Origin of the sequence: Dolichospermum sp. LEGE 00240 (genome assembly GCF_015207875.1) — a bacterium.
In the GTDB taxonomy this organism is placed as follows: Bacteria; Cyanobacteriota; Cyanobacteriia; order Cyanobacteriales; family Nostocaceae; genus Dolichospermum; species Dolichospermum gracile.
Genome location: NZ_JADEVZ010000105.1, coordinates 1 through 11,672, shown reverse-complemented (window position 1 = coordinate 11,672; position 11,672 = coordinate 1). Strand labels below are relative to the sequence as shown.

The following is an 11,672-nucleotide window of genomic DNA, read 5'->3' as shown; positions in this document are numbered from 1 at the left end:
AAGAATTACGGGCAGCAGAAGACCCAGAGTTTGAAACTTTCTATACCAAAAACATTTTACTGAACGAGGGTATCCGCGCTTGGATGGCCCCTCAAGATCAACCCCACGAACAGTTCGTATTCCCAGAAGAAGTATTACCACGCGGTAACGCTCTTTAAAATTCATCATTTTTGATTTAGCCTCTACCTATTGGTAGGGGTTTTTTTATAAGGGAAATGCCGAAAACCCTTGAAGATGTAGCTGACTTAGTCAGCTACATCTGTGCTTTAGACAAGGGATGAAGGCTAGAGGCTTTCCTTTATCCTGCATTGACATTAATTAAAAAATTTGAAATTATTTCAAATTTTAATCCATATTCGTGAGACAATTAAATTGTCAGTAAAGACATTAAAAACCTACCGGGGGACTCTCGGAAAGTTACGCTTGTCAGAGATGATTCTGCCAGTAATGGCAAACAGGATCAGGGCAAGAACCCAAATATTTAAGGAACCCTGCCTCAAGCTGGGATAACTGAGAGATATAGACTGAAACTCTCTATAGAATCCTCGCGTCTTTAGACCGGGGAGTGTCAAGGCAGAAATTAAAATTCAGGTATTGCAAATTTTTATAGTTGTGCTATATTAGTTTCAGGTTACGAACCCAAAGCATTTTGCTTTGCCCCTTTTGAAACGAAGACCGTTTAGGCAATAAGGAGGTGATGCCCATGATAGAAAGTAGTATACCCATGGGTCATCAAGTTGCAGTTAGCCGGCTGAGCGCCGGGGCTGTTCTCTAAAAGTTAGCTTTAGTTCTCTTGAGATACTAGGTTAGCTCAACTCACTAGGCTTAACATCGGAGTTCCTTCCGGCAGTCTGGTTGCAACTTGAAGACCCCCTAGACCGCCCTGACTTAGATTATCTAATCTAAATCAGGGCGGATAGTTTTTAAGGGTGTTTTTTAGGTTAAACCAGCACAGAACCAAGTCGGTAAATTAACTATTTTGACACTCTCCGGTCTAAAGACGCGGAGATTCTATAGAGAGTTTCAGTCTATATCCCTCAGTTATCCCAGTTTCAGGCACTGCCTTAAATATTTGGGTTCTTGCCCTGATTTCGTTAGACCTGGCGGGCGAAATCATATCTGACAAGCGTAACTTTCCGAGAGTCCCTCGGTGGCTTTTTACGTCTTTAGTGACAATATAGTTGTATCACGAATATGGATTAAAATCAATGCAGGATAAAGGAAAGCCTCTAGCCTTCATCCCTTGTCTAAAGCACAGATGTAGCTGACTTAGTCAGCTACATCTTCAAGGGTTTTCGGCATTTCCCTTATAAAAGCCTAAAAAGCTTGTTTGATCAGTTATTTAAATTTCGATCTGCGTTACTAAGTGGTAGTTTTTAATAAGCACTATAAGACAATATTTTAGATATTTGCTGTTAACGCGCTATTGTCGCGGAACATTTATTAGCGATCGCCCATCATTTATATCTGTCAGGTTTTTGGAGTAAAAACAAAGCACCCATGACGAATAAATGATCATTAATGTCTCAGGGTTGTAGTTGCAAGTATATTGCCAAACTTGGCGGGATTTTTCAATGCGGAAACCTATTCCCTAATTTTCTACGTAAGAACAGCTTAAAGTAAGTAAAACAGATTCAACTTTGACCCGGTACAACCAAAAATATTTTACCAGGAAAATTGATACCTACTTGATCAAAAAATCTTATGTTGATTATTAGAAAAAGTGATAATATAATCGCAGGATATGGTTGAAAGTTTTTGCATAAGTTAATTGCATTGAAGTTTAACGATTAGTTAATCAATTGTTAGCCTTGTAAAAGCTATGATTGTGGTATTAGTGGCAGCCATGCCTATTACACAGGTTTCAACAAGACTTCGCGTTTGTAAACAGTTAGCTACAGCGAACTCAAGTTATCCATATAAAGGTGTGAGGAGAAAAGGAAAAATGTCTAATATTTTGTGGAAATCCTTGGTGGTTAGCCCAGCAATTTTGGGAGCAGCACTGTTAGCATCTTCAACAGCAATTGCCGCACCCAGTACCAGCCAGGAAGCATCGTCAATAGAAACTTCCTCTACAACAGAAGTTTCTCGAAAGCCAACAACATTAGCAACAGAAACCAAAGAAGCCCAAATTTTGGCTCAGGTTAACCGCTACAGCAACGAAAACAATACTTCCTTAAATCAGGTAACATCAGTTTCCCAATTCTCTGATGTTCAACCTACAGATTGGGCATTCCAGGCTTTGCAATCTTTGGTAGAGCGCTATGGCTGTATTGCAGGTTATCCCAATGGTACATATCGCGGTAATCGGGCTTTAAGCCGTTACGAATTTGCCGCTGGTTTAAATTCTTGTTTAGATCGTGTAAATGAATTGATTGCCACAGCAACCGCTGATATGGTAACAAAGCAGGATTTAGCAACATTGCAGCGTTTGCAAGAAGAGTTTTCGGCGGAATTGGCAACTTTACGCGGTCGAGTAGATGCCTTAGAAGGGCGGACTGCTGAATTAGAAGCGAATCAATTCTCCACTACCACTAAATTAAAAGGTGAAGCCATTTTTGCTGTCACCGACGTTTTTGGTGGTGAAACAGGCAAAGCTAACCGGGCAGTTTTCCAGAATAGAGTGCGTTTAGGTTTAGAAACCAGCTTTACAGGTAGAGATATATTAACCACCCGTTTGGCTGCTGGTAATGCCACAGGCTTTGATTTGCGAGACAATGCTAATGGTGCTATTGCTGGTTCTAAAAATTCTCCCAATCCTGGTTTGAACGCAGCAGGTAAACAAACCTTTGAAGTTGGTGCAACTAGCCCAGCTAATAGCGTTAAAATTGACAAATTAACCTATGAAGCTCCTATTGGACCTGCAAGAGTTTATCTTTCAGCTAGTGGTGGGCAACATAGCGATTATGCCGCTGTTAACAATCCTTACTTCTTTGATAAAACAGATGGTGGTAACGGGGCTTTAAGTACCTTCGCATCTGAAAACCCCATCTACCGGATTGGTGGTGGTTCTGGTATTGCCTTGAATGTACCCTTTGGGAAAGCTGGTGATAGTTTCTTGAAACCAAGTTCTCTCACATTAGGTTACTTAGCTTCAAGTGCTAATGATCCTAGCCCCAGCAATGGCTTGTTTGATGGCAACTATGCGGCTTTAGGTCAGTTAAACTTTAACGTTGGTAATCGCGTTGCTTTGGCTGCCACCTATGTCCATGGTTATCAAAAACCAGGTACTACCTTATTTGATTCAGGACTTGGTGGTGGTGCTTTAGTAGGTACTGCACAAGCGAATACTTTAGGCGTTAATTCAGCAACAGGCGTTGCTAGTGCCTCTTCCAGCAACTCCTACGGTATTTCCGCAGCTATCAAGCCCAGCAATAAACTATCATTGAGTGGTTTCGTATCCTATCATGATGTTACAGGCTTCGGAGCTAATGATGATAAAGAAGCTTGGAGCTATGGTGTCGGTTTAGCTTTACCTGATTTTGGTAAGAAAGGTAACGTCTTGGGTATCTTCGGTGGCGCTCAACCTTACTCACTAGGGGCGACTGGTAGAGAGACTCCATACCAAGTAGAAGGCTTCTATAAGTATCGCGTTTCTGAAAATGTATCCGTAACTCCTGGAGTTATTTGGATGACATCTCCTGGACAAAATAATACCAGTAATGATGCCTTTATTGGTACACTCAGAACAACTTTTAGCTTCTAAACTGTTAAAAATCGGTTCATAAGTTCAATACCTTGTCCAAATTTAAAAAAATCTTGATTTGTAGGTTGGGTTGTGGAACGTAAACGTATCCCTGCGGGACACTGCGTGAACGCGGAGCAATTAGCATGAAACCCAACAAAGCAGAAAATGGAGAAGGTATTGTAAGTTGAAACGTTGTTTGACCCTGCCTCATGGCGGGGTTTTTTTGTGGAGAGTAAAAACCCCAGTGGAGAACCGGAGTATACTGTAAAAGAGATGAACTATCAGGTTTTGCTGATTTTCATCCTTCAATTTTGATCTTGGACTATTGCTTGTGGAACTATCATGTAAATCTGAATACGCAATTTTGGCGTTATTAGAGATGGCTACTCATTATGAAAACGGTGAACCGATGCAAATTCGGCAAATTGCTCTGCAACAAAAGATACCTGATCGCTATTTAGAACAACTGTTAGCAACTTTGCGGCGGGGGGGTATAGTTAAAAGTCAACGGGGTTCAAAAGGTGGCTATTTACTGGCGCGAGAACCTCGGAAAATTAGTATCTTTGAAATTTTAGAATGTTTGGAAGGTTTGGATGTGCAGACTGGTGAACAAAATACTAAAACCACAAGTTTAGATAATTCTGTGGTGTCAGAAATTTGGCAGGAAGCACGTCAAGCGGCAAATTTAGTGTTACAAAATTATTCGCTTCAGGATCTTTGTGAAAAACGGGATTCCCGGAAGCAGTTGGATATCATGTACTACATTTGAAGACAGAAAATTTTATGATGCGGATTGTTGAAAATATTACGGAATTGGTGGGACGGACACCTTTAGTGAAGTTAAACCGGACTCCTCAAGAATTAGGTTGTGTGGCGACAATTCTCGTGAAATTGGAAAGTATGAACCCTTCGTCATCGGTAAAGGACAGGATTGGGGTAAGTATGATTATGGCGGCGGAAAAGGAAGGATTAATTGCCCCTGGGAAGACGATTTTGGTAGAACCAACATCGGGAAATACTGGGATTGCTTTGGCGATGGCAGCGGCGGCTAAGGGTTATCAATTGATTTTAACTATGCCGGAGACGATGAGTGCGGAACGGCGGGCGATGTTAAGGGCTTATGGGGCCCAGTTGGAACTCACGCCGGGAATTGAGGGGATGAGTGGGGCGATTCGGCGGGCGCAGGAGATTGTGGATAGAACACCATACTCATATATGTTGCAACAGTTCCGCAATCCGGCTAATGCCCAAATTCACCGAGAAACTACGGCGGAGGAAATTTGGGCAGATACGGATGGATTGGTGGATATGATTGTGGCGGGAGTGGGGACTGGAGGGACGATTACGGGGGTGGCGGAAGTTTTGAAGGCCCGGAAACCGAGTTTTCAGGCGATCGCTGTTGAACCAGCTAATAGCCCGATATTATCGGGGGGTAAACCAGGTCCCCATAAAATTCAGGGCATTGGGGCGGGTTTTATTCCCCAAGTCTTAAAGGTAGAATTGATTGATGAGGTAATTACGGTGACTGATGAGGAGGCGATCGCCTTTAGTCGCAGATTAGCCAGGGAGGAAGGACTACTATCGGGTATTTCCAGCGGTGCAGCCCTCTGTGCAGCGGTTCGTGTTGCCCAACGTCCAGAGAATCAGGGACGCTTAATTGTGATGATTCAGCCTAGTTTCGGTGAGAGATATTTAAGTACACCCTTATTCCAAGACCTAGAAGCGAAAACAGCAACTAGTGCCAATTAACAATCTATTGGATTCATGTCCGATTTTAACCACTACGACACCCTAAAAGTTAGTAACAATGCCAGTCTTGCGGAGATTAAACAAGCTTATCGCCGCTTGGTGAAAATTTTTCATCCTGATAGTAATCAACAAATCACAGACAATGAACAAATTATTCGTGTTAATGCTGCCTATGAAATTTTAAGTGACAGTAAAAGTCGTTTCAATTATGATGAAAAACTCCGTCACGGTCAGCAAAAATTTCATCAAGTTCGCCAAAAACGTACAGAATATGCCCAACAGCATCACAAAGCAACTAGGAAAACAAGAAAAGATGTTGATGAAAACGTCGAGGAATGGTTACGTATAGTTTATAAACCAGTAAACCGCATACTTTCGACAATTCTCAATTCTTTAGAATCACAAATTGACGAATTAGCCGCAGATCCTTTTGATGATGATCTTTTAGACGAATTTCAGGATTATTTAGAATCCTGTCGGGAAGATTTGCGAGACGCACAAATTAAGTTTCGTTCTTTGCCAAATCCTACTAGTTTTGCAGCCGCAGCAGCCCATATTTACTACTGTATGAGTCAAGTGGCAGATGGAATAGAGGAGTTAGCCTACTTCCCATTAAGCTATGATGATCGTTATTTGCACACAGGACAAGAATTATTTCGGATAGCAAAAAGACTGTATCGGGAAGCCCAAGAATCGGTTAGTTGATGAGACATAAGTAGGGGTTGCTGATAGCGAAGCGTGGCGTAAGCCATAAAAGTTGTCTGTGAGGGCAGGCAAGAGGCAAGAGTGAAGAGGGTTTGGGCGATTTTACTTTTCTTTACACAGATTGGTTTTATTGTGTTTACCTACTTACTCAAAATTACAAAATATCATCAGCGATAACCGTACCACCAACAGCATAAACTGCGTTAAAGCCGATTCTTCCTGCCGAAATTGAGGTATCAGGTTGTTTTGCTTGTAATCGGCGACTTGTAATGATGACTCTTGCATCCCAGCCAGTTGTTATTTAATCTAACCTAAGATACATCAAGATTATATCTAAGAAAAGATGTGAAATATTAGTCTATCTTTGAAAATGGTAACCAGCACTGATATTGCTGTTACTGAGGTAAAAAATGTTGTCATATTTTTTCATTGCACTCGCTACAGCTTTAAGTTTGCTGATTGTTGATTTAGTTGTTCCCGGTGTGGATATTGCTAATTTTCCCGCAGCTTTAATTGCTGCTGTTGTGATTGGTTTAATTAATAGTGGAGTTAAACCAACTATCAATGTCTTGTCTTTACCTTTGACATATCTCACATTAGGTGGATTTTCCCTAATTATTAACGGAATCTGCTTTTGGTTAGCATCAGTTTTAGTTCCAGGTTTTCAAGTTCAAGGATTTATCGCTTTTATTATCGGTCCTGTAGTTCTTTCTTTAGCTAATACCTTTCTCAGTAAATACTTCGCAGAAAAAGGTTTTGAATTACAAGATAGTCAATAAGTCAACCCAACTTTAAAACTAGGAAATATCCATGAACTTACTGCGTATACTTATCGGTTTATTTCTACCTCCCTTGGGGGTTTTTCTCACCGTTGGCTTTGGTCCAACTTTGTTAATTAACATTTTGCTGACTCTGCTAGGTTGGCTTCCTGGTAGCATTCATGCAGTTTGGGTAATTGTCAAGCATGAAGAAAATATTAATAGAGAGGAAGGTACTTATTAAGTATAACAAGCAACAAGAATAAGATCCCCGACTTCTTAGAGAAGTCGGGGATCTAAAGTCTAAAGGATAGTTACTCATTAAGCACGAATATCTTTATCTTTGAATAAATCAGCCGTTGCTAATAGTAACTCACGCAAAGTTTGCTTTAATTGACGTTCTTTTTTCGCTATGACTGCACCTGCGTCTGTCAATTTTTTTTCTAGAAGTGAGTAACTTTCTTTCACTTGTGCAGTGATAGACTCGGCTTTAGGATGGGATTTATCACACCATTGTTTGGCTTCATTTAAATAGTCCTGTACTTCTTGATCACTTCCACTATAACGTGCCGATAAATTGGCTCGAATAATTGCTGACTGCGCTTGTAATTGTGCATAGCGTTTTTTTAATAATCCTATTTCTTCACTATCTTTGATAGAATCAATGGCTGAATCAATCGCAATTTTTGTATCTGCTGATTTATCTTGACTTGTTTCAACTATCTTCGTTAAAATTCCTTCAATTTCTGCTTGTAGTTCTTCTTCTTCCCTATCCAATTGAGCTTGTAATTGCTTAATTTCGGCTTGAGTCTTGACAATATCTGAGTGTTTTCTAAGATTTATCCCTTCCATCGCTCCTTCAATTGAAGCTACCACTCCTTCTTTAACTTCACTACCTTTTTCTTGTAAATTATCAATGACAGTAGACACAGCATCATTAACTAAATTACGCAGTTCATGAGAACCTTCTTGAAACTCAGAACCTACTTGAGAAACAGCAGATTTGACAATTTCCCGAATGCGTTCAGCTTTTAATTGTCCTGTTTCTTTAGCTTGGTGTAAATCTATTTGAATTTGTTCTTTAATGTTCTTATTGGTGGTCATATTAAATACAAATCTCATTACAACACTTGCAATCATTATGGCGAACTCTTCTTAGATGTGAACACCCTCTAAAGAGATAAAATCATATCTATCTTTTGGCGATTAGAAAGATGCTTCCACCACGCTACACAAGCAAAGTCTACCTTCGTAGATTCAGCAATTAGAAGTTTTTAACCCACGCAGGTGGGTTTTGTCTGTATAGCCGTGACTTCTAGTCGGCAGGAATTTTTTAGTTAAATGTTGCCAATTTGTGAAATAATCAATATTGGTCAATAACTAAAAGCTATTGTCACTAATGGTAAAAATAATATGTCATGACAACTGAGAAAATTCAACAAGTTGGAGTTTATGTTTTGGAACAAGCAGAAAAAGACTGGAAATAACAAGATAAAAAATATGATGTTACCTCAAGAAAGCTATTTACAATTTACCCCTGATTTGAAAATTTGCCGAATTTTAAATGGAATGTGGCAAGTTTCGGGAGGACATGGACGCATTAACCCCAAAACTGCGATTGAGTCTATGTTTCAATATGTTGATGCTGGTTTTACAACCTGGGATTTAGCAGACCATTATGGACCAGCGGAAGATTTTCTTGGTGAGTTTCGTCATCAACTGATAGCAACTCGTGGAGAAGAAGCTGTTAATAATATCCAAGCTTTTACAAAATGGGTTCCTCGTCCTGGGAAAATGACGAAAAAGTTGGTTGAGGAAAATATTGATATTTCTTTGAGAAGAATGGACGTTAAATCATTGGATTTAATCCAGTTCCACTGGTGGGAATATCGAGATGCTAATTATTTAGATGCTCTCAAATATATGGTAGAATTGCAAACTGAAGGTAAAATCAAACATTTAGCTTTAACTAATTTTGATACGGAACATTTGCAAATTATTACCGAAGCAGGAATCAAGATTGTTTCTAATCAAGTGCAGTTTTCTGTAGTTGATAGAAGACCACAGGTAAATATGGTTAATTTTTGTCAAGAACATGATATTAAGTTGTTTACCTATGGTAGTCTTTGCGGTGGTTTGTTATCAGAAAAGTATTTGAATAAACCAGAACTTAAAGGCTTAGAAATAAATACCACCAGTTTGAGAAAATACAAACAAATGATTGATAATTGGGGTGGTTGGGGACTATTTCAACAGTTACTAAATACTTTGAAAACCATTGCTGATAAACATCAAGTGAATATTGCTAATGTGGCTGTCAATTACATTTTAAGTCAGCCAGCGGTGGGGGGTGTAATTGTCGGTGCTAGATTGGGAATTGCGGAACATTTGTCAGATAATGCTAGGGTTTTTAGTTTCAATTTAGATGCTGAGGACATAGGGAAAATAGATGCAGTTTTTCAACAGTCAAAAGACTTATATAAATTAATTGGTGATTGTGGGGATGAATATAGGAGTTAGGGTAGTTGTAGGGTGGGTTAGCAACAGCGCATAGTTGCCAAGTTAATAGGGGCATTAGGTCAGATTACTTTCATTGACTTTACGCCAGTCAGTGTTACTGCTGACTGCTTTTCTCTAGCTGTTTAGTCCAAAGTCCAGTTAATAGTGATTTTACCTTCAGCAAATTGGACTAAAGCTGTTAATTCTTCTGCTGATCCTACCACTAATAAGCGATCGCCTAACAGCAGTGTAGTTTGACTATTGGGATAATCAATTTCTTCTCCATCAACCCGACAAATAGCCATTAAACTCACCCCAGTTAAATAACGCATATTCACTTCTTCTAAAGTCATGCCAATTAAAGGTGAATCTGCTGGTAAATCATACCAACGACGATTGAGATCACGGGTGACTTTTTGTAAATATCGAGAAACTTCAGCAGGAGAACTTTCAGGGCGTAAATCCAAATAATGATCTTGGCGAATTTGTTGCATTTTCTCTTGTACCACTTCTGGTAGCAAACCCACACCAATTAAGAGATGATTTACCATTTCCAAACTAGCTTCAAATTCTGGTTGGACAACCTCCTTTGCCCCCAATTGATAAAGAAGCTCAATATTTTTATCTTGGGTAGCACGGACAACTGTATCTAATTCTGGACAGACTTCCAAAGATCGTTTTAAGCATAGTCGAATACTAGCAGGATCTGGGAGTGCGATCGCCATTCCTTGAGCATGACTGACACCGGCGGTTTCTAAGACATGAAGACTCACCGCATTACCATAAACATAAGGTATTCCCGCTTCCCGTAACTGTTGAATCCGACTTTCTGATTGGTCAATTACCACCACAGATAATTGATATTGCTGTAACAACTTCACCAAATTTTTACCCAGTCGTCCATAACCACAAACTACGATATGATTTTTCTGTGGCAAATCTTCCGAGAAATCACGAGCTTGGTCATCCACCAAATATGGTTTTAGCCAAGGCATAGATTCAGCAAAATCGAATAAAAATGGCACTAATCGCAAAACAAAAGGAGTCAACATTAAAGTAACGGCAGTAGTTCCTAAAATTAGTAAATATATCCGCCGAGACACCAAACCCAAAGCTTGCCCTTCACTTGCTAAAACAAAGGAAAATTCCCCAATTTGCGCTAGTCCTAAACCCGCAATTAAAGCTGTTTTTAAAGGATAGCGAAACAACTTGACTAAAGGAGTAATAATTAAAAACTTACCCACAAAAACCAAAGCCACCAATCCGAGAATCAATTCTAGATTTTGCCATAAAAATACCGGATCAATCAACATCCCAATGGCAGCAAAAAATAAACTAGCAAATATATCCCGCAATGGTTCAACAATAGTCAAAGTTTCATCAGCATATTCCACCTCAGAAATCATCAATCCAGCGACAAATGCCCCCATTTCGATAGATAACCCCAAGTATTCTGTGAATATGGCAATTCCTAAACAGATGGTGACAATACCTAATAAAAATAACTCCTTACTTTCCGTTCTGGCTAATAATCTGAGTAAGGGGGGAATCAACCAAATCCCCGCTACAACCGCACCAGCGGCAAATAAACCAATCTTTAGCAATGCCATCAGCACAGCAATGCCAATCACCTCTCCTGGTGCATGGAGGGCTGGTAAGACAGCTAACATTAGTCCCAGGGCTAAATCCTGGACAACCAACATCCCCAGCATCACCTGACCGTGAGGTGTTTCCGTCTCATTGCGTTCCATTAAGCACTTGAGAACCACCGCAGTGGAAGACAGAGACAAAATCGAACCCAAAAATACACCCTTAGCGGGTAAAGTTCCCCAAGCGCCAGTGACACCACAGACCAAAACAGTGATGAGAATAGTGAGGATAATTTGTAAAGTACCACCTCCGAGAGCGATCGCCTTAACTTTCCTAAGTTCCGTTAAGGAAAACTCCACACCCAAAGCAAACAACAAAAACGCCACCCCAAACTGAGCCAAGGTTTCCACTTGGATAAGTTCCTTAATCAGTCGCAGTCCAGAAGGACCAACAACCATCCCACCAATCAGATATCCCAGCAAAACAGGTTGTTTTAACAGCGCAGCTAATAGTCCACCGCAAGCCGCAACAGCAAACACCAAAACTAAATCAATAATTAAACGAAAATCTTCTTGCACCAGTTTTAATTAAGAACTATAAACAACCATATAGATTCAGCATACAAACTTTTAGCAATTTGCGGGGAGGGCTGGGATAGAAGAAAATATAGCAGGGGGGAGGGG

10 protein-coding genes and 1 pseudogene are annotated in these 11,672 nt (G+C 40.1%); 8 read left to right on the top strand and 3 right to left on the bottom strand.

Annotation, left to right across the window (positions count from 1 at the left end; all coding sequences use genetic code 11):
• From IQ226_RS22865 to IQ226_RS22845, 5 genes and pseudogenes are all read left to right on the top strand, one after another.
• Positions 1-158, top strand: a pseudogene (locus IQ226_RS22865) (photosystem II D2 protein (photosystem q(a) protein)); the annotation flags it as partial.
• Between the two features lie 1,787 nt (positions 159-1,945).
• Positions 1,946-3,706, top strand: coding sequence for an iron uptake porin (locus IQ226_RS22860; RefSeq protein ID WP_193899222.1), 1,761 nt, complete (start codon positions 1,946-1,948; stop codon positions 3,704-3,706).
• Positions 3,707-4,019: 313 nt separating this feature from the next.
• Positions 4,020-4,457 carry an Rrf2 family transcriptional regulator gene (locus tag IQ226_RS22855; protein ID WP_168644983.1) on the top strand — a complete coding sequence of 146 codons (438 nt, stop codon included), beginning with the start codon at positions 4,020-4,022 and terminating at the stop codon, positions 4,455-4,457.
• Positions 4,458-4,474: 17 nt separating this feature from the next.
• Positions 4,475-5,437: a cysteine synthase A gene (gene cysK / locus IQ226_RS22850; protein WP_193899224.1), complete on the top strand. Its 963-nt coding sequence runs from the start codon at positions 4,475-4,477 to the stop codon at positions 5,435-5,437.
• A 15-nt stretch (positions 5,438-5,452) separates the two neighbouring features.
• Positions 5,453-6,142: a J domain-containing protein gene (locus IQ226_RS22845; protein WP_193899220.1), complete on the top strand. Its 690-nt coding sequence runs from the start codon at positions 5,453-5,455 to the stop codon at positions 6,140-6,142.
• 144 nt (positions 6,143-6,286) lie between these two features.
• On the opposite strand, the gene IQ226_RS22840 is transcribed toward IQ226_RS22845, so the two are convergent.
• A complete protein-coding gene (locus tag IQ226_RS22840) occupies positions 6,287-6,427 on the bottom strand; it encodes a hypothetical protein (RefSeq protein WP_193899218.1) in 141 nt (46 codons plus the stop codon).
• A 125-nt stretch (positions 6,428-6,552) separates the two neighbouring features.
• On the opposite strand from IQ226_RS22840, the gene IQ226_RS22835 reads away from it, so the two are divergent.
• Both IQ226_RS22835 and IQ226_RS22830 read left to right on the top strand, forming a co-directional pair.
• Positions 6,553-6,921: a phage holin family protein gene (locus IQ226_RS22835; protein WP_193899216.1), complete on the top strand. Its 369-nt coding sequence runs from the start codon at positions 6,553-6,555 to the stop codon at positions 6,919-6,921.
• Positions 6,922-6,952: 31 nt separating this feature from the next.
• A complete protein-coding gene (locus IQ226_RS22830) occupies positions 6,953-7,144 on the top strand; it encodes a YqaE/Pmp3 family membrane protein (protein WP_027402184.1) in 192 nt (63 codons plus the stop codon).
• 77 nt (positions 7,145-7,221) lie between these two features.
• On the opposite strand, the gene IQ226_RS22825 is transcribed toward IQ226_RS22830, so the two are convergent.
• Positions 7,222-8,004: a histidine kinase gene (locus IQ226_RS22825; RefSeq protein ID WP_193899214.1), complete on the bottom strand. Its 783-nt coding sequence runs from the start codon at positions 8,002-8,004 to the stop codon at positions 7,222-7,224.
• Positions 8,005-8,400: 396 nt separating this feature from the next.
• Here IQ226_RS22825 and IQ226_RS22820 point away from each other — a divergent pair, with 396 nt between their 5' ends.
• The gene (locus IQ226_RS22820; RefSeq protein WP_193899212.1) at positions 8,401-9,420 is read left to right on the top strand and encodes an aldo/keto reductase; all 1,020 of its coding nucleotides are present in this window, start codon (positions 8,401-8,403) and stop codon (positions 9,418-9,420) included.
• Positions 9,421-9,542: 122 nt separating this feature from the next.
• Here IQ226_RS22820 and IQ226_RS22815 read toward each other — a convergent pair whose 3' ends face one another.
• Positions 9,543-11,567: a cation:proton antiporter gene (locus IQ226_RS22815; RefSeq protein WP_193899210.1), complete on the bottom strand. Its 2,025-nt coding sequence runs from the start codon at positions 11,565-11,567 to the stop codon at positions 9,543-9,545.
• Positions 11,568-11,672: the final 105 nt, after the last annotated feature.

Excerpts from the sequence above, each read along its gene's own strand:
- IQ226_RS22825 (WP_193899214.1), bottom strand. The coding sequence starts at position 8,004 with ATGACCACCAATAAGAACATTAAAGAACAAATTCAAATAGATTTACAC.
- IQ226_RS22840 (WP_193899218.1), bottom strand. The coding sequence starts at position 6,427 with ATGCAAGAGTCATCATTACAAGTCGCCGATTACAAGCAAAACAACCTG.
- IQ226_RS22835 (WP_193899216.1), top strand. The coding sequence starts at position 6,553 with ATGTTGTCATATTTTTTCATTGCACTCGCTACAGCTTTAAGTTTGCTG.
- cysK (WP_193899224.1), top strand. The coding sequence starts at position 4,475 with ATGCGGATTGTTGAAAATATTACGGAATTGGTGGGACGGACACCTTTA.
- IQ226_RS22830 (WP_027402184.1), top strand. The coding sequence starts at position 6,953 with ATGAACTTACTGCGTATACTTATCGGTTTATTTCTACCTCCCTTGGGG.
- IQ226_RS22845 (WP_193899220.1), top strand. The coding sequence starts at position 5,453 with ATGTCCGATTTTAACCACTACGACACCCTAAAAGTTAGTAACAATGCC.
- IQ226_RS22820 (WP_193899212.1), top strand. The coding sequence starts at position 8,401 with ATGATGTTACCTCAAGAAAGCTATTTACAATTTACCCCTGATTTGAAA.
- IQ226_RS22860 (WP_193899222.1), top strand. The coding sequence starts at position 1,946 with ATGTCTAATATTTTGTGGAAATCCTTGGTGGTTAGCCCAGCAATTTTG.